Annotated in this window: 28 protein-coding genes, 1 tRNA gene and 1 riboswitch; of the genes, 4 read left to right on the forward strand and 25 right to left on the reverse strand. The window is 38.8% G+C overall.

The window, feature by feature from the left end; genetic code table 11:
• Positions 1 to 376 precede the first annotated feature (376 nt).
• Positions 377 to 481: riboswitch (TPP riboswitch) on the forward strand.
• 99 nt (positions 482 to 580) lie between these two features.
• Complete coding sequence (thiT, locus tag ACQKEZ_RS05510; RefSeq protein ID WP_427299339.1) at positions 581 to 1,156, forward strand: energy-coupled thiamine transporter ThiT; 576 nt, start codon at positions 581 to 583, stop codon at positions 1,154 to 1,156.
• A gap of 281 nt (positions 1,157 to 1,437) precedes the next feature.
• Here the strand turns inward: thiT and ACQKEZ_RS05515 are convergent, their stop codons facing one another.
• From ACQKEZ_RS05515 to ACQKEZ_RS05525, 3 genes are all read right to left on the reverse strand, one after another.
• A complete protein-coding gene (locus ACQKEZ_RS05515; RefSeq protein WP_427299340.1) occupies positions 1,438 to 1,956 on the reverse strand; it encodes an N-acetyltransferase family protein in 519 nt (172 codons plus the stop codon).
• Between the two features lie 61 nt (positions 1,957 to 2,017).
• Positions 2,018 to 3,565: an SPFH domain-containing protein gene (locus tag ACQKEZ_RS05520; protein WP_427299341.1), complete on the reverse strand. Its 1,548-nt coding sequence runs from the start codon at positions 3,563 to 3,565 to the stop codon at positions 2,018 to 2,020.
• A 12-nt stretch (positions 3,566 to 3,577) separates the two neighbouring features.
• Entirely contained in the window at positions 3,578 to 4,120 is a 543-nt protein-coding gene (locus ACQKEZ_RS05525) for a hypothetical protein (RefSeq protein ID WP_427299342.1), read from the reverse strand.
• Between the two features lie 179 nt (positions 4,121 to 4,299).
• Between ACQKEZ_RS05525 and ACQKEZ_RS05530 the strand changes: the two genes are divergently transcribed.
• Positions 4,300 to 4,779 carry a DinB family protein gene (locus ACQKEZ_RS05530; protein ID WP_427299343.1) on the forward strand — a complete coding sequence of 160 codons (480 nt, stop codon included), beginning with the start codon at positions 4,300 to 4,302 and terminating at the stop codon, positions 4,777 to 4,779.
• 40 nt (positions 4,780 to 4,819) lie between these two features.
• On the opposite strand, the gene ACQKEZ_RS05535 is transcribed toward ACQKEZ_RS05530, so the two are convergent.
• On the reverse strand, positions 4,820 to 6,028 hold the full coding sequence (locus tag ACQKEZ_RS05535) for an iron-containing alcohol dehydrogenase (RefSeq protein WP_427299344.1): 1,209 nt from the start codon (positions 6,026 to 6,028) through the stop codon (positions 4,820 to 4,822).
• Positions 6,029 to 6,052: 24 nt separating this feature from the next.
• Positions 6,053 to 7,522, reverse strand: a complete 1,470-nt coding sequence (gene betB, locus ACQKEZ_RS05540) for a betaine-aldehyde dehydrogenase (RefSeq protein WP_427299345.1) — start codon at positions 7,520 to 7,522, stop codon at positions 6,053 to 6,055.
• A gap of 209 nt (positions 7,523 to 7,731) precedes the next feature.
• Here betB and cudC point away from each other — a divergent pair, with 209 nt between their 5' ends.
• Together cudC and ACQKEZ_RS05550 are read left to right on the forward strand one after the other, a co-directional pair.
• Positions 7,732 to 8,289 (forward strand): choline uptake/conversion transcriptional regulator CudC, encoded by a 558-nt coding sequence (gene cudC / locus ACQKEZ_RS05545; RefSeq protein WP_427300458.1) that lies wholly within the window; start codon positions 7,732 to 7,734, stop codon positions 8,287 to 8,289.
• 107 nt (positions 8,290 to 8,396) lie between these two features.
• A tRNA-Ala gene (locus tag ACQKEZ_RS05550) sits at positions 8,397 to 8,469 on the forward strand.
• A gap of 233 nt (positions 8,470 to 8,702) precedes the next feature.
• On the opposite strand, the gene ACQKEZ_RS05555 is transcribed toward ACQKEZ_RS05550, so the two are convergent.
• From ACQKEZ_RS05555 to ACQKEZ_RS05650, 20 genes are all read right to left on the reverse strand, one after another.
• Positions 8,703 to 8,993: a hypothetical protein gene (locus ACQKEZ_RS05555; RefSeq protein WP_427299346.1), complete on the reverse strand. Its 291-nt coding sequence runs from the start codon at positions 8,991 to 8,993 to the stop codon at positions 8,703 to 8,705.
• A 149-nt stretch (positions 8,994 to 9,142) separates the two neighbouring features.
• Positions 9,143 to 9,619 carry a biofilm-forming protein gene (locus ACQKEZ_RS05560; RefSeq protein WP_427299347.1) on the reverse strand — a complete coding sequence of 159 codons (477 nt, stop codon included), beginning with the start codon at positions 9,617 to 9,619 and terminating at the stop codon, positions 9,143 to 9,145.
• 106 nt (positions 9,620 to 9,725) lie between these two features.
• Positions 9,726 to 10,532 (reverse strand): peptidoglycan recognition protein family protein, encoded by an 807-nt coding sequence (locus ACQKEZ_RS05565; RefSeq protein ID WP_427299348.1) that lies wholly within the window; start codon positions 10,530 to 10,532, stop codon positions 9,726 to 9,728.
• Between the two features lie 22 nt (positions 10,533 to 10,554).
• Positions 10,555 to 10,818, reverse strand: a complete 264-nt coding sequence (locus ACQKEZ_RS05570) for a phage holin (protein ID WP_427299349.1) — start codon at positions 10,816 to 10,818, stop codon at positions 10,555 to 10,557.
• Positions 10,819 to 10,831: 13 nt separating this feature from the next.
• Positions 10,832 to 11,044, reverse strand: coding sequence for a BhlA/UviB family holin-like peptide (locus ACQKEZ_RS05575; RefSeq protein WP_427299350.1), 213 nt, complete (start codon positions 11,042 to 11,044; stop codon positions 10,832 to 10,834).
• Positions 11,045 to 11,079: 35 nt separating this feature from the next.
• Complete coding sequence (locus tag ACQKEZ_RS05580) at positions 11,080 to 11,223, reverse strand: XkdX family protein (RefSeq protein WP_427299351.1); 144 nt, start codon at positions 11,221 to 11,223, stop codon at positions 11,080 to 11,082.
• Entirely contained in the window at positions 11,220 to 11,582 is a 363-nt protein-coding gene (locus ACQKEZ_RS05585) for a hypothetical protein (RefSeq protein ID WP_427299352.1), read from the reverse strand. The genes ACQKEZ_RS05580 and ACQKEZ_RS05585 overlap by 4 nt, the downstream gene beginning before the upstream one ends.
• Before the next feature lie 15 nt (positions 11,583 to 11,597).
• Positions 11,598 to 12,713 carry a pyocin knob domain-containing protein gene (locus ACQKEZ_RS05590; RefSeq protein WP_427299353.1) on the reverse strand — a complete coding sequence of 372 codons (1,116 nt, stop codon included), beginning with the start codon at positions 12,711 to 12,713 and terminating at the stop codon, positions 11,598 to 11,600.
• Positions 12,714 to 12,915: 202 nt separating this feature from the next.
• Positions 12,916 to 14,298, reverse strand: a complete 1,383-nt coding sequence (locus ACQKEZ_RS05595) for a hypothetical protein (RefSeq protein WP_427299354.1) — start codon at positions 14,296 to 14,298, stop codon at positions 12,916 to 12,918.
• Positions 14,299 to 14,340: 42 nt separating this feature from the next.
• Positions 14,341 to 14,517, reverse strand: a complete 177-nt coding sequence (locus ACQKEZ_RS05600; protein WP_427299355.1) for an XkdX family protein — start codon at positions 14,515 to 14,517, stop codon at positions 14,341 to 14,343.
• Positions 14,514 to 14,843 (reverse strand): XkdW family protein, encoded by a 330-nt coding sequence (locus ACQKEZ_RS05605; RefSeq protein WP_427299356.1) that lies wholly within the window; start codon positions 14,841 to 14,843, stop codon positions 14,514 to 14,516. The genes ACQKEZ_RS05600 and ACQKEZ_RS05605 overlap by 4 nt, the downstream gene beginning before the upstream one ends.
• Positions 14,844 to 14,853: 10 nt before the next feature.
• Entirely contained in the window at positions 14,854 to 15,729 is an 876-nt protein-coding gene (locus tag ACQKEZ_RS05610) for a hypothetical protein (RefSeq protein WP_427299357.1), read from the reverse strand.
• Between the two features lie 17 nt (positions 15,730 to 15,746).
• Complete coding sequence (locus ACQKEZ_RS05615; protein ID WP_427299358.1) at positions 15,747 to 16,130, reverse strand: phage tail protein; 384 nt, start codon at positions 16,128 to 16,130, stop codon at positions 15,747 to 15,749.
• 15 nt (positions 16,131 to 16,145) lie between these two features.
• Positions 16,146 to 17,069 carry a YmfQ family protein gene (locus ACQKEZ_RS05620; protein ID WP_427299359.1) on the reverse strand — a complete coding sequence of 308 codons (924 nt, stop codon included), beginning with the start codon at positions 17,067 to 17,069 and terminating at the stop codon, positions 16,146 to 16,148.
• Positions 17,056 to 18,102, reverse strand: coding sequence for a baseplate J/gp47 family protein (locus ACQKEZ_RS05625; RefSeq protein WP_427299360.1), 1,047 nt, complete (start codon positions 18,100 to 18,102; stop codon positions 17,056 to 17,058). Before ACQKEZ_RS05625 ends, ACQKEZ_RS05620 begins: the two co-directional genes overlap by 14 nt.
• Entirely contained in the window at positions 18,095 to 18,517 is a 423-nt protein-coding gene (locus ACQKEZ_RS05630) for a DUF2634 domain-containing protein (RefSeq protein ID WP_427299361.1), read from the reverse strand. Before ACQKEZ_RS05630 ends, ACQKEZ_RS05625 begins: the two co-directional genes overlap by 8 nt.
• A gap of 13 nt (positions 18,518 to 18,530) precedes the next feature.
• Positions 18,531 to 18,797, reverse strand: a complete 267-nt coding sequence (locus ACQKEZ_RS05635; protein WP_427299362.1) for a DUF2577 family protein — start codon at positions 18,795 to 18,797, stop codon at positions 18,531 to 18,533.
• Positions 18,794 to 19,804 carry an XkdQ/YqbQ family protein gene (locus tag ACQKEZ_RS05640; protein ID WP_427299363.1) on the reverse strand — a complete coding sequence of 337 codons (1,011 nt, stop codon included), beginning with the start codon at positions 19,802 to 19,804 and terminating at the stop codon, positions 18,794 to 18,796. The genes ACQKEZ_RS05635 and ACQKEZ_RS05640 overlap by 4 nt, the downstream gene beginning before the upstream one ends.
• An 11-nt stretch (positions 19,805 to 19,815) precedes the next feature.
• Positions 19,816 to 20,484 (reverse strand): LysM peptidoglycan-binding domain-containing protein, encoded by a 669-nt coding sequence (locus ACQKEZ_RS05645; protein ID WP_427299364.1) that lies wholly within the window; start codon positions 20,482 to 20,484, stop codon positions 19,816 to 19,818.
• On the reverse strand, positions 20,477 to 22,571 hold a 2,095-nt coding region (locus ACQKEZ_RS05650; RefSeq protein WP_427299365.1), incomplete at its 5' end, for a transglycosylase SLT domain-containing protein. The genes ACQKEZ_RS05645 and ACQKEZ_RS05650, both read right to left, overlap by 8 nt.

The following is a 22,571-nucleotide window of genomic DNA, read 5'->3' on the forward strand; positions in this document are numbered from 1 at the left end:
GTCAGCTTGACTGACTACCTATGATGCGAATCATAGGATTTTTTTATTAAAACTCGAATTAACAGGTACGTTTTGTCTTGTTTAGTTTTCAAAGATCATTTCATACCGCTCAGAAGCGACTTTACTAATATAACATTCTATTGAACATCAGTCAACAACTTTTTTCATGTTATATTTTTTTAACCGCTCCGTTTCAGCGGCGAATACAAATATAACATCTTTTGAACCTTGAAACAAGTATTTTTTTCAAATAGTTTATTTTTCTTTACCTGTTCTCATTACCTTCTATAGAAACAGACTTATTCAATGTTCTATCAGCAAATTTGTGTTGTTGATTCATGCGGTGTCTTGTATATTAGTATGTAAATATAAAATGAATAACCGCAGGGGGAGCTTTGTGCTGAGAGTGAACAATATGTGTTGTTCTGACCCTTTGAACCTGTCAGTTAATGCTGAAGGAGGAATGTGGAATGTTTGAATGACGAATGCTGTGTGTGGCAGGAACATTTTCTCCTATTTCTATTCATATCCTCTCACACGCTTTCTTCTTGGTTATATCAATTAAGAAGGAGATTCTTACATGACGCATTCAAATCAATTAGTTCGTTTTATGGAAATTGCGATAATGACTTCTCTCGCTTTAATATTAGATTATCTATCTGGATTCTTTCTACGAATGCCGAATGGTGGGTCAATTGCGTTAATCATGATTCCAGTCATCTTAATGTCAATTCGTTGGGGAATGTCAACCGGATTTTTCATCGGTGTTTTAATAGCAGGACTACAGCTAATGAATAACCCTATCATTGCAACACCATTTCAAGGCTTTTTAGATTATTTTGTGGCATCTGTTGTCATTTGTCTTAGTGGACTATTTGCTGGGTCTATCAAACGTGCAATCCAAGAAAAGAATCGAAAGCGACAAATTGTTCTTATTATTCTAGCTGTTTTCGTTGCAAGCTTTTTCCGCCTACTTACTTTCTTTATTTCTGGTGTTATCTTTTTTTCACACTATGCACCGAAAGGAATGGCGGGCTGGGTATACTCATTGATCTATAATGCATCGTATATGGTACCTTCCTTTATCATATGTAGTATTGTTCTTTGTTTACTAATCGCTAGCGCCTCTCGCTTGGTTTTTCCTGATAAAAAATAAACCAGCTGTCATCAGCTGGTTTTTTCATGCATATTTTGCATTTCATTGGAATCTATTAATAGTAGAAGATTTCAACCTGGAGGTCACGATTATGAATCCTTATGCCATCATGCTCTGCTGTTATATCCTTAGCCTAGCATATTTCTTAGCTGGTTTTTATGAAGCACTAAAAATAGCAGGTATAAAAGGGAAAGTAGAAGCGTCCCCTTTGATTTCTTATATGATACTCGCGACACTTTTCTCTTTTTTTTCTCAATACTATTGGAAAATGACCATTTGAGCTATCTTTCGGTCAATTGTTTTTGAAGCATGAGTAGCTCCCAACCAAAGCACGTTTCATCGTGCTTATCTCCAGCCAGTTCAAACTGGCTTGTTGCGACAACATTTGGCTGTAATTTCTGATAAAACTGCACTGCTGAATTTCGGTCAAAAACCCACAATAGCATATGAGAAAATCCTTCTTCAATTAAATAATCTATGCCTGTAGCTATGAGTGCTGTTCCTGCACCAGTCTTTTGTTTTCCTTCTATTAAATAAATAGCGTATAGTTCAGCATCATAGTGAGCAAATTGTTGATCACGTTGTTTTCCAAATGATGCAAACCCAAATACTCCTTCTTCATCTTCAGCTACAAATGTTCCGTAAAGAGATCGCTCCTCCCATTTTTCAATTTGTTCATCGACGGTGAGGTCATCTAAATAAGCTTGTGAAATGATACCACGGTAAGTAGATTTCCAGCTTTCCACATGAACCTCTGCTATTTTTTGAATATCTGATGGCTGTGCTTGTCTAATGTTCACATGACTCACTCCTTTGCTTATATTCAAAAATAGACACCTTCCTTAGAAGGCGCCTATTCATTTATTCTTCTATTTTACGTTCAACAGCTGTTTCTTTTCTCGGCTGTTTGATTTCATTCGTTAATTCTTGAATGCTTTGTTTCACGTTACCTTTGCCAGAGAAATTCTCAATGATTTCTTTGACATCAATACCAGATGAAGCTTTTAAGCTTTCCTGCAAGCTAGACATCAAGTTTGTCGCATAGCTCGTGACTTTATTAGCTCCACTGCCTTCTCCATTTCCACCTGTGTCAACAACAGTGATCTTATCAATGTTAGAAAGTGGTGCAGAAACTTGCTTCGCATATTCAGGAAGCATTTTGACAATCATATCGAGAATGGCAGCCTGACCATATTGTTCGAAGGCTTCTGCAATTTTTTCTTTTGCTTCCGCCTCTGCAAGACCTTTGAGCCTAATAACTTCTGCCTCAGTTTCCCCTTTTGCTCGATCCGCTTCTGCTTTTGCTAAACCATCAATTCTTACTTTTTCAGCTTCCGCTTTCGCCATCGCTTCAATGCTATATTTTTTCGCATCGGCTTCTGCAAAACGTTTTGCTTTCTCTGCTTCTGCAGATTGCTCGACGGCATAACGGTCTGCATCGGCTTTCTTTTTCACTTCAGAATCATACTGGCGTTCACGACGCTGAATTTCTTTTTCTTCCAGTTCTATTTGTTTTTGACGTTCAATGATTTTGACTTGCATTTCTTGCTCAGTTACCTGTTGACGATTACGTGCTGTTTCAAGATCATATGCTTGGTCAGCGCTTGCTTTGGCTGTATCCTGATCACGTCTGAATTCGGCCCTTTTTAGTTGATTGATTTTTTCAGCTTCAGCAATTTCTGTTGCACGCTCAAGTTCTGACTTTTTCGCATCTTTATCTGCTTCAGCACGTTTGATACGTGTTTCTTTATCTGCTTCTGCAGTTGCGATATCTGCATCACGTTTCACTTGAGCGATTCTTGGCTTACCAAGGGATTCAAGATAACCGTTTTTGTCACGAACATCTTTAATTGTAAAGGATACAATCAAAAGCCCCATCTTAGCTAAATCCTGAGATGCAACACGCTGTACTTCTTGTGAGAACTTTTCTCTATTTTTATATATTTCTTCCACTGTCATAGACCCTAAAATGGAACGAAGATGACCTTCTAACACTTCTCTTGCTTCGTTTTCACGATCTTCTTTTGATTTTCCTAGAAATTGCTCTGCTGCTGTTGCAATTTCTTCTATAGAACCGCCAATTTTAATAATTGCAGTCCCATCCGCCATTACTGGAACTCCTTGCTCTGTATACACCTCTGGAGTTGATACATCTAGCTTGCTTGATAAGAGACTAAGAGGCTCTGCTTGTTGAAAAACAGGCAATACAAATGTTCCTCCACCTCTGACAATCTTAATTTTATTACCACCTTCATCCACATGCACATTTTTACTTCCAAGATAGCTTCCTGTTACAATCAATGCTTCATCCGGTCCTGCTGTACGGTACTTTGAAACAAATACGCCAATGAGTGCAATAAGTATAACAAGTGCAATTCCAATCACAATTAAAATCGTTGTTCCTGGCATAAAAAACCCCTCCTATATAAGTTCTTCATTTGGTGTAACAGATAAAACTCCTTTTTTCACTTCTACGACAAGTACACTGGTTCCATAAGGAATCTCTTCTTGATCAAAGCTCTTCGCTGGTTTGGAAATTTTCCCACTGTTACTAGTCAAGAGGACTTCACCAAATCCATCTTTTGGAACGGATACAATCACTTCTCCCGTTCTTCCTTTTAAATCAGCTTCTGTATAAGAAAGCGATTCCTCAGCGGACGAAAGCGGTATCAAAACAAATATATTCAAACAAGTTACAAGGATCACCGCGATGACAGCAGATAAAGTTGCACCTAGTAAACTACCAATAATTCCTGTTTTTTCGATGATAAATCCTCCAGCTGAAAAAAAGGTAAAGAACGCGAGTATTAGTGTTGGTTGAAGAAACGGAAGAGGAACCGCTTCAAACAATCCATCTAACACATCACCGAAAAAAACAAAGATGAGTGTCAGGATACCTGAAATAATCAATATGTATAAATATAATGTCTGTAGCGAAAGGCCAAATAATTCCACATTCCTCATCCTTTCTTCATAAAGCGAAAAATATAATATCCACCTCCATTGTATTCCTTCTATCAGGTAATACGAACCACTATTGTAAAAGTTTCATTTTTATTGCATTTTCTAAAGGAACTTCCAAACAATCTAAAGAATGCTTACAGAGAATCATTGTGTTAAAATGTAAAAATGAGGTGATTGAAATGAGTTTATTACATGAAGCAAGACAAGAGTTGTGGCAAGAGCTTAAAGGGTTAAATGAACATATGTTAAATCAAAAAATATCTGATGAAAAATGGAGCATTCAAGAAGTCGCAGATCATCTAAAAAAAATGGACTTGATCTCAGCGAAACACCTTGCGTCACAAGTCAAGACGGCTCCGATTAAAGACTATCAAGAAAAGCCTGTAGAATCAGCAGAGGATCGTTCTAGAAAAGCATCAGCTCCTAGTATCGTTGAACCGGATCGAAAGCATGTCACATCCACTCAACTAAAGGATGAGTTAGATACAGCCCGTGAGCAATTGAATCAAATTGTGTCTACGTTTACTGAAGAGGATTACAATCGCGTGGTTCCTCATCCTGTATTTGAAGAGCTTTCAGTCAAGCAATATCTCGATTTCATTGGCGCACATGAAAAAAGACATATTCATCAAATCAAAGAAATAAAAGATCAACTATAAAAAAGAAACTCCCTGTCAGCAAGATAGGGAGTTTCTTTTTTTATACAGTTTTAGGCGTGAGGTTAAAACAACGTTCGTAAATCCATTTATATGCTTTCTCATTTAAATCTCTCGGGTTTCCGACTGTTTGAGGATCTTTCATTGCTTCTTTTGCTAAACGATCAATCATGTCTTTTGAAACACCTTGTTCTTCTAATGAAGGAACTTCTAAATCTTCTACAAGTTCATACATCCAGTGAACAGCTGCTTTTGCCGCTTCTTCTGTTGTCATACCGCTTGTATCAATACCAAATGCTTTAGCGATGCGTGCGAATTTTTCAGGGTAACCTTTCCAGTTATATTCCATGACTGGTCCCATCATTGCAGCAACACATTGACCATGTGCAACAGGAATAATGCCTCCTAGTGTTTGACTCATAGCATGCGCCGCTCCTGCAGATTCACTTCCATAAGAAAGACCAGCGAGCATAGCTGCTTGAGCCATACCATATCTTGCTTCAAGATCTTCTCCATCGGCAAATGCACGACGAATATAATGTGCTGCATATTCGATGGCCATTAATGCGACAGCATCGGTAATAGGCTGAGCGAATTTCATCGTGTAGCATTCAATTGCATGTGCAAGTGCGTCGATTCCTGTCATCGCTGTGACATGAGGCGGCATTGATACATGAAGCTCAGGGTCAATCACTGTTAAATGCGCTGCAATTAACGGTCCACCTGTATTAAACTTAAATTCTCTTTCTTCATCTGTAATCACTGCCCATTGCGTCACTTCTGAACCTGTACCAGCAGTCGTTGGAATGGTTGTTAATGGTGGGATTCTGTTTTCTAGCGGTTTTTTCCCTTCTGCTGCTTCATAATCAAGCACTGTTCCTTCATGTGTTACTTCAACTCCAATGGCTTTTGCAGTATCCATTGAACTCCCACCGCCAACAGCGACCAATCCATCACAGCCTTCTTTTTTATATAGAGCAGAACCTTCGTTCACTAGGCGCACTGGTGGATTCGGCTCAACTTTATGAAAGAGCACAACGGCAATTCCAGCTCCCTTCAATGACTCGATGACTGGATTAACGACACCTGCTTGATAAATGCCTGAGTCCGTAACAAGAAGTACTTTCGTGACACCATATGCTTTCACTTCTTCCCCAACATGTTTCACTGCACCAATCCCATGTTTAATCACAGTTGGAATCTCAAATGTATGAAACTTTTGCATGCTTTCAATTTTCATATTTAACGTCATAAAAATCTCCTCCATGTATGTATTTTATTTAAACCAGTGCACTGCTTCTGGCTTTGTATTACGGTATAAATGTTTAATTTCTGTATATTCTTCAAGACCAGTTCGTCCCAGCTCACGCCCAAGACCTGATTGCTTATAGCCCCCCCATGGTGCCTGCGCAAAGTATGGATGGAAATCATTGATCCACACTGTACCAAGTCTTAATTTGCTTGCAACCCGCTCTGCTTTTTCAATGTCCTTAGACCAAACTGCACCCGCTAACCCATATATCGTGTCGTTTGCTAATCTGACAGCCTCTTCTTCAGAACTGAACGACTCCACAGTTAACACTGGTCCGAATACTTCCTCTTGTACAATTCGCATGTCAGCAGTACAGCCGGAGAAAATAGTAGGTAAATAGAAAAAACCATTTTGTAGTTCTTTTGCTTTCGGACGTTTCCCACCTGTTTCTAGGTTTGCGCCTTCTTCGATTCCAATCTCTACATACTTCTCTACTTTTTTACGATGTGCAGCTGAGATGAGTGGCCCACTTTGCGTCGTTTCATCAAAGCCATTGCCGAGCTTAATTTTTTTAGTTCGCTTAACCAACTCTTCTAAAAATTCATCATGAATGGCTTCTTCTACTAAAAGTCGAGAACCTGCTGAGCATACTTGGCCCGCATGGAAAAATACAGCATTCATCGCCTGATCAACTGCAACATCTAAGTCAGCATCTTTAAACACAATATTCGGATTTTTCCCACCAAGCTCAAGTGCGATTTTTTTCACATTCACGCTAGCGCCTTGCATGATCTTTTTACCTGTTTCAATCCCACCAGTAAATGAAATCAAATCCACTTGATCACTTACGGCAAGCTCATCCCCTACAATTGTGCCAGATCCAAGTACGAGATTGGCCACACCTGCTGGAACACCTGCCTCTTCGATTAATTGAAATACTTTGATCGTCGTCAATGGTGTAATTTCACTTGGCTTCAATATAATCGTATTTCCTGCCGCAAGAGCGGGTGCAATTTTCCAGCTTGCTTGAAGAAGCGGATAATTCCACGGCGTAATCTGACCACACACTCCAACTGGTTCACGAATGATTTCACTTTTTGAGTTTTGAATAGGTGACGCAATGACTTCACCGCCATCTTTATCAGCAAGTCCGGCATAATATTGAAAAACATTCGCAATATCACTCATATCAGCTTTACTTTCTTCCAATGTTTTACCCGTATCAAGTGATTCTAACTTTGCAAGTTCATCTAAATCACGTCTTATCAGTTCAGCAATTTTTAATACAAAATTGCCTCTTTCAAGTCCAGGAAGGCTGGCCCACTCACCTTGATCAAATGCTTTTCTGGCAGCTTTAATCGCTAACTGTGCATCATTTCTAGACCCTTCACTTACAGTGGCTATCACTTCTTGATTAAAAGGATTGATAATGTCTCGTGTCTCGCCACTTTTAGCGCCAACCCATTGTCCATTTATAAAAAGTGTCTGACTCATGTAATGAACCTCCTCTGAATTCCTCATTCGATAAGTTTGTTAAATAAAAATTTAACGTTTTGAACATAATTAACTTAACATGACTATTTTTTTATGTCAAAGTCCTATTTGCTTATTTTGCTTTGACATTTCGCATTCTTTCGATAAGATATAGTCCATAAAGAATTTTTTGAACGAATTTAATGAATTAAATAGAAAGCAGGGACATGATGAAGAAACAAGAAGTACAGGAAGCAGAGGAAAGCATTTTAGCTGCTAAAGATCTAGTCATCGATTCCATCGCTGAAACGATGGATTTATACGGGATCACACGAAGTGCAGGTATTTTATATGGAACTATGTATTTAAATGAGGAAATGACACTTGATGAAATGCGAGAAGAATTGCAAATGAGTAAGCCTAGCATGAGCACAGGTGTTAAAAAACTGCAAGATATGAATATCGTAAAGAAAACGTTTCATCGTGGAAGAAGAAAACATAGCTTTGTCGCTGAAAAGGACTTTTTTAAATTTTTCACAAATTTCTTTCCACAAAAATGGGATCGGGAAGTCGAAGTCAACCTAGCTGCCATTGAAGAAGCACAAAAACGACTTCTTGACATCACACACGATACAAAGGTAGAAAAAACGTTAAAAGAAGAGGCGATGCGACTTATCGAACAACTCGAAAGTTCCAAAGCCTATTATGATTGGTTAAAAAGACTGGCAAACGCCGTTCACTCTGGAGAAATTTTTAAGTACATTTCCATTCACGACAAAGATCGATAGTGTCTTATAATAAACATTATTTGTCATGTAACAATAACCGAAAAATTGTACTTTTCAGCTTGAATTTTAGAGAAGGATTGACTATAATAAGTGTTGTCGTAATACTCGGGGAATTAGCTCAGCTGGGAGAGCGCATCGCTGGCAGCGATGAGGTCAGGGGTTCGATCCCCCTATTCTCCATATTTGAAATCCTTACTGATGTAAGGGTTTTTCTTATTTTATTTTCTTGTAATGGGTCCATATTAGGGTCATTTAATTTAAATTGTCCTTAAAGAAGACAAAGGGCTAAAATAAAAATCATTTTAGACCTTTATCAACAATCTGAAACCTCTCTTTTGCAGAGAGGTTTTCTCATTCTTCAAGAAGTAAGTCACATACTTAAGTTTTTTTTGAACAAGCCTAGCATAGGTTCATTAGAACTCTTCTAACCCATATTCCTTAGCACCTGCTGCTACCAACCTGTAAACAGCCAATAGATGTTCATTGATTTGTCTCTCAGTTTCCTCCCCAAATGCATCAAACCCTATTTTGATTTCATTTGAGAAGTCAAATTTTCTTGATCCTACTTGAGCAATATTTTTCTTTACAAGCTGTGCCGTAAAATAACCAGACGCCTCCTTATCAATCCTTTCCCATGTAATCGGATCAATACCCAAACTAATAGAAAATGAGTAGTCCTTAATACTTAATATTTGATCAGTCATACCCTCTCTCCTTTTTTTGTATATTTTTGATTACAGCGTACAACAGTCACATAACAAGAGCTCTCAACTTATAGAGAAACATGTAAAAACCCTATCCAAATTAGGGATAGGGCTTCTCATTTACCATTTGTCTTAGCAATCAAGCAATCTTATTTTGTAGCATGTTGATACGATTTATTCAAATAGTCAGGCTCTTGAATCTGATAACCAAATACTCCTTTTATTTCAACATCCCCACAGCCTTCATCTTTTGTAATTTCAATGCCGTGCGGTCTGTAAATGTACATTCCACTTGATTCGATTCGATCAGTAGCGCTTAGATCATATTGATTGCCTGTATATTCTTTTATAGATGACGGAAAATCTGTTCCTGATAAGGATGTTCTAAACAATGTGATCTTTAGAGTACAACCTTCTGCATTTAGAATAGAAAATCTATAGCCAAATGTAGATTTATAAAAATCAGGATTTTTTTGTCCCCCTTTAATCCAAAGTATTTTTTCTTGTTCAGTCATTGTGAAATCAACATTTTCTTCTTGGTAAATGACCTTTGCTGAAACCTTCTCAATGTTTAAACCAAATACAACAATAAAAGAAAGTGCCAACATAGCAAATAATCTTTTCATTTAAAATCCCTCCAGTCCTTTTCATTATTATACACTAGATATATCCAAAAATGGTTATTTTTTCTTCGAAAGAGGGAGGAGTTTTATCTTTTACATCTTTATTTGTCTATCTTTTCAGTATCTTCATTAACTTCTCTTTTGTTTTTGGTCCATAAATTCCATCTGCCGCTAACCCATGCATCATTTGAAATCGCCGAACAGCATTTGCGGTCTTTGGTCCATAATAGCCGTCAATTCCATTGTTTTTGGCTCCTTTGTCGGGATAGAAATGGATGGAAGCCAATGCCTGTTGTAGTGCTTTGACTCCTTCGCCTTTGCTTAATGGCTTTGTTATTTTTAAAATGCCTGATGGGAGATTCAGTTGGTTCGGAAGCGATTGTTTCTTTTGTGAAATTGCTGTCATAGGTATAGTCGTGCTCATCGTTTTTGTTTTCTTATTTGTATGAGCAACAGCAATCCCCGCTTTAAAGCGATCCCACCCGTCAAGCAATTTTCGTGGACAATGCTTGCCACTCCAGCGTTTATGAGGTACAACATTTGCCAGGGTGATTCCTTGTGTGCTCATCAGTTGTCGGATGAGCCATTGAGCATTCTCAACCGCCTTTTCAAAGTTGCCATCCTCATTTTCACAAATTTCAATACCGATCGATTTCATATTCCCAGTTCCTCGTCCATCCCCTGCATGCCAGCCGTTCTCGTTTAGGGGGAGGTGCTGATAGATGACTTTATCATCCACAGTAAAATGCCAACTGACACCTGTGCTGGATCGTTTTATGAAATGAGCATGATTGGCCGCATCGGCACCTTTTTTTGTATTCGCTGTGTTGTGTACAGTAATATAGAGTGGCTTCATAAAATGTCCCGGTCTGTTTCGATTACTTTTTGGAATATATGATTGAATGATGTTTACCATTGTCTGTTTCCCCTTGTTACAATTATTTTGTTAGTCCTCTTTGTTTCAGAACTTCTTTTTGCAATTCTCCTTTATAGGTCACATAGTTGTTCTTGAACCAGGCAATGAGGGCGATCACAGTAGTAAAAATTGTTGACCCTGCTAAGTACAACGCATCAGCTAATGTATTCACCTGATCCTCACTTATTGGCAAAACAGATTTCCCGAACATAATGAGTGTTTGGTTGAGTAATGCAATAAAAAGAAGCACTGTTCTAATCACAGTGCCCTTGTCAAACTTCTTCATGATTGATTCACTCCTATTTTAAATTTCGCTCAATTTTATCGAGCTTCTCTATGACAACATCGTACTTTTCACTAAATTTCGCTAGAACTTCGTTTTGCGCCTCAATTTGAGCATTCAACTTGCTCTCCCTTTCCTTAGTTGTATTGAGTACATAGAAGAGTATCCAGCAAAAGAGAACAGCAAATGGTCCTTGTGTCATCAAATTTTGCGCTAAATCCATCTCCAATTGAACCACCTTCTTTCTAACAAAAATAGCACCAACTAGACTTTATACGCCTCTCCAGTGATATTTTTATAATCATCTAAAGTGATCCAGCCAATGTCTACATAAAATTCAATATCTGCTAACCCATAACATTTCCAATCCCAGAACTGTTTAATATCTGCAACCGTTGGGAAAATCATTGAGCCTCACCACCTTTTTTTCTCTCTGTCATCAACTGTGCAAGCTGCTTCGCCATTTGAGCTTCTCTCATTTGTGCCTCGGTTGAATCCTTTGAGAGTTGTGTTAATTGTTTGGTTAAGATCACATTTTGTTGTTTTAATAAATCAGTATCACTTAACACTGGTATCGTTTTCAAGCTGTCAATGTACTCTTGTGTTGCGGATTCTGTCCATTCACGTGTATGATTGTTATATTTCGCAAGATAGGATCCGATGGGAGGTAGCACTTCCATAAATCCTGCTGGTACTTCTTGATCTTCACCAATCATAATTTCCTCACCTGGCTTATAATTAAGCTCATCATCATATTTATAAACCAAGCATTACATCGCCTCCTATATTGTGCTAAATTTGATTCCAAATGCAATAAACTCCGTCGGGTTGACGGAGTTGGATGAAGACTGCACACAAACACGACCATCTGTAGTAATTAAAGTACGATGGAATTGGGGCACTCCAGGAGTTCCGATACTTGATGCAATACCTACATAAAGAGTAGCTTGTTTAGGGCGAAAGCCTTTTGGCAGGACAAAGACCGGCAGATCACCAAGAGTGCCGTCTCTAATCGCGCCAATGATTTCAACTTCACCTAGAATGTTCTTTTTGTATTGTATCGGTTGAGCTGCACTAAATTGTTTCCATCCATTATCCAGTTCCAAAGGACTGATCCATGTAACTCCTAAGTCAGATGAAGTGATTTGTTTTTCCCAATTTGTCCACGTTTCAGAATCACTCTTACGAAACCTAAAGTATGTCTGCTTACCATAAACTGACTCATATGCTATTTGCACAAGCGTATTGCCGTAACTCATAACAAGTAAAAACACTAGATTAAATGAAGGTGGAGCATTAACGCCGGCATTGTATATCAAATACATACCAGTTTGAGTGAGCGTATTATAATCTGTCGTTTCTGCAGACCCTCGATAAAAAAGTCTGCCATCATCAGCTGTAATTTTTGATAGTTGACCCGCATCCCATCTATTTTTGTCAATTTGTGTAGGCATTTGTGTCCAGATAATTGAAGTGTTGCTTAAATTGTAGTAAAACGAATATACCTTTCCTGCTACGTCTATCACAATGCCCATTCCAATGTTATTTTGACCAACCAATTGCATTCCTCTAATAGCTGCGATTGATGGTGAATCATCAATACCTGCTGGTGCATAAAAGGTACAGGTACCTTTATCTTTAATTGCATTATAAATTGTTGACCCTGCTCTAACATTAATAAGCTGCATTCCATTGTCCGCTGTCATTTTATACAGTTGTGATTCATTCCATTTCTGTTTATCTGATTCAGAGACATGTGGTTTCATATCATTCATATGATTTAGAAGCTGGTCTAAAAGCCCTGAATCATTTTCAAGCAACACCTTGACCATTTCATTGAATAAGTCAGCGTGTGCCTTATCTGATGTTTCAAATGTACGGGGCGATTTAATGTCCATTAGGCGTTTTCTCCCTTCTTTCATCCAAAGTATCAATTAATGATTAAAGTCCTTTTGGCTCCGATTATTTCTTTAAAATGAACTAGCTACTCAATTTCTTTTTGTGAATTATTTGATTCAATTAATACAATGTTCTCTTTCTATATTCCTTTGGTACTTGCCTCAAGATAAATAAAACTCTCATCATAATAGTACACTTGCATTACCATAATGGTATTGCTTCATTAAATTCAAAACGTTTCATATTAGAATCATTATTAACTACCATCCCATCAAACTTTAAACTACCATCAGTATTTAAAGTAAATCTAGCTAATCCATACGACCCTACTGCTGCTGTCAAAAAAACTGTAGTAGCTGATGGCTTTTGTGCAAACCTTGCAACTACTGCTTCATTTGCTGGGACTATTTCAAACGATCCTCTTAAATATAAAATGTTTTGTCTGACTGAATATTTCAAAGGGTTAGATGCATATTGCTTTACTCCAATTAACTCTACATTGATCCAAGTACTCTCTTGATCAGCATCAGTTAAAACACGTTTCCACCCTCTAAATACAGCATCTGTATGCATGGTGCCAAACCAGTGCATATTATCGGCGCTTCGTATGACATGAAATGTCTTGCGGTTAGCCCCTGTTTCAATAACGTCAATATTAAACCAAGAGGAATCATTTGTAGTTGGCATATTAGTTACATTTGTCCCTACAGCATAATAAAATCCAGAAGGTAGTGTGAGAATATCTGTCCCTGTTGGAATTTGCATACGCGTACCATTGGCATTTAATAGATTATGAGCATTTAGACGTTTCCAACCGCTCCACTCTTGTTTTGTCCCAGTTTTATCTGTTGTTGAACGATTGAAATAAAAATCTCCTGTATTGTTTGCACCAATGATCCAACCGTATGTGTTTTCACTAAATACTGATAGAGCTCTCATTGAACTTCTAGTTGGCAAATCTGGATGATCTTCATGAATGTACCAAGAATGTACACCGGGTAATGTTAATAATTTATCTAGAATACTAGGATCGTTCGCATTAATTCTTTCGTATGCCTTGCCATCATCTGCTGTAATTTTAGATAGTTGGGATTCGTTCCATCTGTTTTTATCAGCTGTAGTCGGGAGTTGTGTCCAATTGATTGAAACATCGTTTGAATGATATTGGAACCAAAAAGCATTTCCTAATGTATCAATTGCAATACCCACACCAATATTATTTTGTCCTACTAGTTGAATCCCCCTTATAGCTGCACTCCCAATAGCCGGAGAATCTACAACACTAGATCCCCCAGGCGCATAAAATGTACATGTTCCCCGCGGCTTGATAACGTCGTATATACTACCACCTGAAGGTATATTTAAAAGGTGCAAACCATTATCTGCTGTTATCTTATACTGTTGAGCGTTATTCCAATTTTTCTTTTCAGATTCAGAGACATGGGGATTTTTGTCGTTTATGTGACTAGCGATTTGATCAAGCAGCCCTGAATCATTTTCAAGCAACACCTTGACCATTTCATTGAATAAGTCAGCGTGTGCCTTATCTGATGTTTCAAATGTACGGGGCGATTTAATGTCCATCTTTTTTTCTCCTATCTATTTAAAGTCAAAAAAAATAGCCCTTTAGGCTATCGTTATATTTTCTTTTCCCACGATCTCTTTCAATTGATCTACTGTTATTAATTTTTTATTCATTCCTTCTTTTAAATCTGTTTCTGAGCAATCCTTATATTCAATCGCTTGCTTCACCATTTTTGGAGTAGCCCAATGATAATGTAATGCTAAAACCCAATAATTCATTCTTGATTCTCTCCTTTAAGCGAAAGCAGCTTCAATTTCACTGCTGTAAGTTCTTTTCCAATGAATTCATTTGACTCTTCTAACCGTTTTCTGGCCAATTTTTCTTTAGATAATTCTGTGGCAAGTAGCTCTAGTTGGTCAGGTGGATTATATGAAGGATTCATTTGCGATTCCTCCCACCACCTTTGTAATTCTTCCTCGGTCGGCAGCGGTGCCTGAAGCTTCCACTCCTCAATATAGGAACCAGCACCGTCATTCCTTAATTCAAAATCCTGACGTGGTACAGCATCTGGGTACTTGTACTTTATTGCCTCATATAAAATCATAGAATACCTCCTAAAATCTCGGGAAATTTCTCCCGCCAATTTCGGTAATATCAAAATAGTTATACCAACCTTTGTTATCAGTGACGTAGCGACTTACATCTCCTGCATATCCGACGTAAAGATAAATTTCTAAATAATCTCCCTGATTAGCAGGTACAGTTGCAGTCCCATAGACACCTACATTAAATTCCGTTTCAGCAGGACTTGCAGGACTAGACCTGTAATGAGCTATATTTTTATATTTTGTACCATTCAAAAAAATGGTCAATTCAAAATTCGCATATCTTTTCACGTTCTCAATATTTAATCCTGATCCAATCAAGTACATACCATTTTCCGGACAAATAAATCGACTATTTTGGATGTCGAAATTATTATGGCTATCTTTTATTTTTCTATTAAACAGAATCTTTTGCCGTTCTGCCTTATTCAGTAATTGCTTCCCTGTTGTGCCAATATTCGTATGCAAAAAACCAGATATTTTATGCCATTCTGTCCAACCTGATCCAGTCCACCACTGACGTATCCAGACTCCTGTACTTTTAAAATAAGTACCAGTTTCATTACCAGTTCCATAAAAATATTGAGTAAACCTAAAATTATTATATTTTTCGTTTTTGACAAAGCCATAGCCCACAGGATATCCTGTGGTATTTTCCGGACCAATATCCATAAAAGTGAGACCAATAGGATATGCTTCTCCGCTAATCGTTGCATCTTGAATGGCTTTTTCACCAATTATTTTTATGAGGTTTTCATTCGTATTATTTTCGATTTCATGACGTAACATATTGTCATTTTCAATTAGCGTATCTACCATTCCGTTAAATAAATTTGCATGTGCCTTATCAGAGGTTTCAAATGGACGTGGTGTTTTAATTTCCAATATATCCTTTCTCCTTTCTAGTAAATATCATCAATCTCAAAGACAAACTCAATGTCACCGTCTTTTTGTTTGTCGGTCATTGTACGAACGGCTGTAAATTTTCCATCTTCATCAACGAGAGCCAGTTCGTTGATGACTTCTCCTGCAAGTTCACCTTCTGCGATCGTGCAGGTATAACGAACCTTTGCTGGTTCCATAAATTCAAAGGAATCGATGTCTTTTTGAACTAGCTCATTTTTAAGTTTTTGTTCTGTTCCATCAAGAGAAATTGGCTTTCCGTCATTTGTTCCGCCATTTCCAAATGCCATCTTGACTACTTTTGTTAATTTTGTTCCTTCCGCTCTTGCCTTTGCCATTTGCTGGCGTGCATAAAGCGTGGTTACTGTTAGTTGATCAGCCATGTGTGATTCTCCTTTTTATAACGTTATTTTTTTCGCTGTGGCAGCAAGATATTTTGATCCCTCAAGCGGTACTGTACCATCAAGCGTCCAATAATTTTGCTTGATGAGAAGGCTTCCCCCCTGCTGGTTTTGGACATGTGACTGTATACGAATGGTCATTTTTTTCTTTGTTTTCTCTATGCTTCCAAGACTCAAACGAATGACGATGGATGTCCTTTGCTCTACTTTCTGTCTTGAGGCAGTCATTGTATATCTCGTACGGGACTGAATTTGTTGATCTTTTTCAGCTTTGATTAACATTGTCAACGATTGCTTGAATCGGAGTGGAATATCACTTGTTCCTCGAATCCCACTGAGATAAAAAGTGCCATTCAGCAAGAAGTCTCCATTCAAATAAATAGGAATATGATCAAAAAAACCGACTCTGCTTCGCAGTAAAAGCCGGTTTTGATAGTCTTTGATTTGAGCAATGTCTGTATGATGCATACTTGTGAATTGATAAGCGAGATGTGCAGGTTTTAACGTTTCAAGCGTGTCGATGATATATCGAGTATTTTGCAAATCTTCCATATTGACCCTTAGTGAGAAATGATATCTTCCTGGCGTTTGACGGATAACTGCACTTGGATTTTTAAGAAAACGATTCACAGCTTTCTCTAATGACAGGTAGGTGATTGGCGGTATGTTGGACATTAGGTTTAAAATATGTGCTCTGCGTGTCTCATACGATTCACCTGATTCCCGTTGCACCTTTAGCAGCCTTTCCCAGCGATTAAGTCCCCACGTGGCAGTCAATGGAAATAACTGATCTGTTATTTCAAAGATGGATTCTTCCAGTGATTCAAACTCTAGTGTCTCTGCTCTAACTAGATCATCAAATTCCTTCAGTTCAGTCAGATAGCCCGGCAAGTATGCTTTCATCTCTTCATATTTGCTCAATCACATTCACCTGCCCCAATCGTGGAATTTCAATATCCTTCAGTACTAAATTTTTTGTTTTTCCATTCATCAATACATCTGAGTAATCTGATACACTTTCTGCATGATAGAGAATATCATTGAGAGCAGACATTCGAATGACATTTTGTTCAAAGGCAATTGATTTCAAAAGCGTCCTGATTTTCTCTTCAATCTCTTTTTGTGCATCCTCGATGGTCCAATCGACTTGAAGTTCAACAGTTACTTCAATATCAATATCTATCCATTTGGCACTTTCCACTGTGGTTTTAGAACCGATTGGTGCTTGACCTTCGCCAAATTCTGGTTCAGGGTCTATATACTCCTGTACTCTTTTGACCAATAAATCAGTGGCTACATCAAAATTGCCGTCTGTTATGACGATTTTTACAGTTCCTTCACCATTCCATAGAGGAAATACTTTCGCTCTGCCGACTCCATCAACCTCTTCAGCCCATTTTTTGTAATGTGCTTTATTGGCACTGACGGCTTCACGTCTTGCTCGGATTAAATATCTTTCATAAAGTGACTCATCTGATTCTTCCTCTTGACCCGGTATCTTGAGTTCATCCATGACCATTGATTCTAGGTCTGGGATTGTCTCAAGTGAAAGCAGCGGTTGTTCTACAAAATTTCCATTACCCACAGTCCCTGCAGTCTCACATTCCAAAGTGCCATCTGTCTGATATTGAAAATACAGATTTTCAATAAAGAATCGAGAGCCAGCAGGTATCCTCACGTTAGTTGGTATCACCGAAACTGACCAAACCGCTTTAGTTGCATCTTTTCGCTCAATCCCAACCTCCGCCGCTCTTCGGTCAAGAAATTCTCCCGCTGCGGTATCCGCAAAAACAAGATCGAATACTTGATCAAGCCAAATATAAGATTGTGCAAGCTCAGCTGCTGCTGGTGCAAGTGCATTCCAGATGACACTGTTTTCTCTTTTGTCAATGTCTCCTGGTACTCTTTCAAGCATTCTTTCCATGATCGTTTCATACGTCTGTTCCTCAAACATCTTCTCCAATCACCTCCTCAATCTCCAATGTGCCTTCATCTGTTACCACTTCAAATTTCACTGTCAATACATCGTTTTCTTTAATCAGTTCAAAATCTTGAACATGATCAATTCGTTCATCGATCAGAAGCGCTTCTTCTATTAGTCTCGGGATCTCCATTTCCTTATATTCATCTGTTGCTTCTTCGTCAGTCATCAGTTCTTGAATTTCTGTACCAACATCGTGACTGTAGATCGCCTGTGCATAGCGTTCTGTACGAAGCGTCATATAAATATATTGGCGAATTGCATCTAACCCTGAGATTTGCTCATTTGTCAGACGACCTTTATCAAAGTCAATGCGATAAGTTGTGGAGGGCTCAACTTCTTCTTCATCTTCCACTTCTTCTATTTCTTCTTCTGGAGAAAGAGCCATTTCAACCACCCCCTTAGATTTTGTCCATGATATAAAAGGTTTGACCCCCTATCATCGCTAAAACCATGATGCTATCACCTACTTTAAGCTCATCCTCTTTCCCACTCTTTAAACGCTGAGGCCAGATTAATAGCTCTTCAGTGATGAGTAGTTTGCTATTTTCATTTAATTGAATACTTAGCGGTGAGACAGACTTTACCTCTCCGACGAGAAGATCTATTGGAGATGCTGCATCAACCGCATCTACGGCCAAACGCTTGATTGCTTCACTTAATTTCATGACTGATCACCCTCAGGCATTGTATTCTTCTCAACAACATCAATTGTCATCGTATGTTTGACACCCTTGAATTCATGACGGTCTTGATCAATCCAATATGTTTTTTTCACACCTATTTCAGGTATTTTCATGTAAACTGGTAGCCCACTCTGTAGCTCTGGAATGCCAAGGGCTTGAATGCTTTTCACATTCTTTTTTACCCCTTTCCTTTCAGCAAGGCGAACTTTTGCCCGCTTTTGGAGCTGCGCCTGATTGATGTTACCGGATATCGTTTCAACATATTGCAAAATACCGTATTTATTTTTACCATCGTTATCATTCGTCACCGCAACAATTTGCGTATCAGAGTCTTTTTTCTGATTCTTGCTTTTATTTGTAGCTGTAGCGCGTAGCTTCACACGTGTCGCCGTTTCTTCAATAGAAGTGCTGTACTGATAATCAATGAGATTGACGCCTGACTCTATCACCCATACATCTTCTGGATCTGGCCATGCCCTTAACCCCATCTTTCCTTTTGTTGAATAAATTTGATAGTGACGGCCTGTTTGGCTTTTGGTTTCTTTTAGTGCTTTGAGAATGATGTCATAGAGGCTTGTATCATTTTTAAAGACAAGTGATTTGATGACATGCCCCGTATTAACTATCGTCGTCATAGGAATTTGGAAATCCTGCCCGATACGGCGCAGGATTTGATCGGCTCTTTGATTCGCGAATACATATATCTCGTGATTTTTCACTAAATATTGCAACATATCATAGGCGGTAAATGTCATTTTCCCATCAACTGGTGTGCGTGAGAATACAATGCCTCTGAAAAGTTCTTTCCCCTTCCATTTAAAAAGCACTGTGTCCCCTTCTGACACGCTATAGTAAGTTTGATCTCCTTGTTTTGTGACAATGCTTGCGTTGATGGAACGGGGGGCTTGATATCTTTGCCCTTGAAGTGACACACTCTCCGTTACAAGCTCATACATGGTTTCGCTCCTCACGACAAAAAGCTCTATCAAAGCAATCCCCCCTATTGCGGTATTTTTAATTTTTGGCCTGGAAATATCCAATGTCCTGGTTGTCTAATATTTCGCTTACTTCGTTTGATCATTGCTGCTTTATTTGCATTCCAAATACGTTTCCATTTTGTGCTATCCCCATAGAAACGGCCAGCTATTTGCCATAATGTGTCTCCTCTTTTAACGGTGTACACTTTTGGGGCAGCTTTTGCACTACGTTTCTTTTTTGATTGTTTTGTTTTTTTCTTAAGTTTGATTTTTCTTGGAGATGCTGTTTTGTATTCTTTCAGCTCAAGTGTAAACTCTCTATCCCCGACATCGTATGAACCTTCTTTATTCGTAAAGCTTTCAATACTGCACATTATGTTTATTTTCGTCCCTGTTACGATGAAACGTACCGGCTTTTTCGAACGCATCATTCGTTCTATTTTTGCAATGGCATTCTCAGGTGATGGAAACCCCTTATATTCAACAATCGGGGTGTATTTCTTTGGGAATAAGGAAGTAAATGAGATTTGTCTGGCTGAAGGGACATCTATAAATGTCAGCTCTCCAAATGAAGCAACTTTGACAGATTCATTTTGTACATTGTTTGTGATCTCTAACTCAGAAGGAAGAACAGGGAATCGTAATTTGTCCTTTCCCTGCGAAATCCAAAATTGATATTTTGATTTAGCCATCGATTACGACCCCCTTCGTTCCTGTATGAATATCCATTTCAAGTTCATTAACGAGCATTTGTCGGATTTTTTCAACAAGGCTTTGTTGATCCTGCCCATTATGGAAATGCTGATCTCCGTTGAACTGAATTGTAATTTGTTTGTTCCCTGAGGAATTAGACACTCCTTGTGTTTGACCCGATGTAACATTTTTCACTATTCCATCTGATAATTCAGAAGCAGCTGTGTTTGATGGATCATATACTTGCATGCCAAGTGCTTGTGCAGCTTGGGTGAGTAGGTATCTACCACGAATACCGCGTTCTTCAGGAATAATCCATTCACGTTTGTTTCCTTCACCAACTCTAGCGATTTGTTCTTGTGTGATCAGACCACCATTGGCATAGCCTTTATATGGTCCGCCGCTTCTCATACTTCTTAATCCAGGCGTATTATACACACTTCCATATCTGCCTTTAATGTAGTTGATGGCTGCTGCAGCATTATGGATTGGGTTCCAGATGTCATTCATGCCATTGGCTTTATTAGAATTAAAAGTAGGATCAATGGTCTGCATTAATCCTTTGGACGGTGTTCCTTTTTTGGCATTGGAATCCCATAGGTTAATGGCACGAGGGTTCCCGTTTGACTCATGCTGTGCAATTGTCATTAAGCCAGAGAGCCAGCTCATTGGTGTGCCGGTGGCCATCAAAGCCGCCATGAGCCATTGCTGGGTGCTTAGACCTGATGCACCCATTCCGCTAAATGCCCCAATTAATGAACCGGCTTGATTTTCAGCAAACTTTTTCACATCGACTGAATCAAGACCTTTGACAACACCGATAGAGGCGAATTTACCAAGACTCATCATGACACGTGAAGGAGAATGAATGTCTAGCTCTTCCCTGAAAGCTTGTTCCACTTTCTTCGCCATGTCTTTGGCGGCTTGGGTGACTTCGCTTCCTTTTGAACGCATGCCATTTACAAAAGCACCGATCATGCCAGATCCCCAGTTAGGCGAATCTTGTTTCACTTGAAGGAACGGTTGTCTGACGTTTTGATCAACATACTGTCTTGTGCCGATCTGCGTTGCACTTTGACCATTCGCAAATCCAGTGACGGTTCCTACTCCCCAAGTCGGCGATTCGGTCACAACATGTTGGTATGGAGTCTTGACGTTGCTTTGCAAGAATCCTGTTGTCCCAGTCGATGTTATGCTTTGTGCATTCGCAAAAGCTGTGACTGTTTGTTTTCCAAACTTCTCTGAGTCTGCTGTCAGTTGACCAAATGGCTGCTGAATATTCTTTTGCTTCCATTGATCAAGAGAGATCACTTTGCTATTTAATCCATGTTCAAAATCAGAGCTAAATTGCTCGCCATTCCCGGCAGCCTGAATGTTACCACTCATTGAACTGACAGAGGAACTGTGAGTGGCAGTTGGGGATCCTGTCATTGGACTTGCTGAACCAGCGCTTGGCACTACGGACATACCAAGCTTAGAAGCCGCCTGTGAAAGTAGCATTTTCCCGCGCCCGCGGTTGTTTTGGGTTGGGATGACAAATTCATTGCCAGCTTCACCGATCCAGGATAAGGTTGGCTGGGTGATATAGCCGCCTGTGGCTTTTTTACCAGGTTTAAAATCTTTGCGTCCGTTGTGCCTCCCTTTATCAAAAGCTTTTTGATTTTTTTGCGTTGCCACAATAGCCTTTCCAACAATTTTCCCGCCTGTACTTTTGATTAAATCCCATGTATCACCTAAAATATTTTTACCCCAAGCTTTTACATCACTCCACTTACTTGACCACCATTTTTTATTAAATAGAGTAGAAGAAATAGTTGCTTTTGCAGTTGACCAGATTGCAGTTGACTGTTCCCACTTACTTTTCGACCAATTTTTTACGTTTTCCCACTTCTCCCCCCACCAATCTTTATTAAAAACAGTTTCACGAATTTTCCCTTTAATTGAATTCCATATCTCAACGGCACCATCCCATTTTTCTTTGGTCCATTTTTTTACGTTATTCCATTTTTCGCTCCACCATTCTCCGTTGAAAACGGTCTCACTAAGTTTTCCTTTAATAGAATTCCATATTCCAACTGCACTGTCC

Origin of the sequence: Bacillus sp. NPDC077027, assembly GCF_050269555.1 — a bacterium.
Taxonomy (GTDB): Bacteria; Bacillota; Bacilli; order Bacillales; family Bacillaceae; genus Bacillus.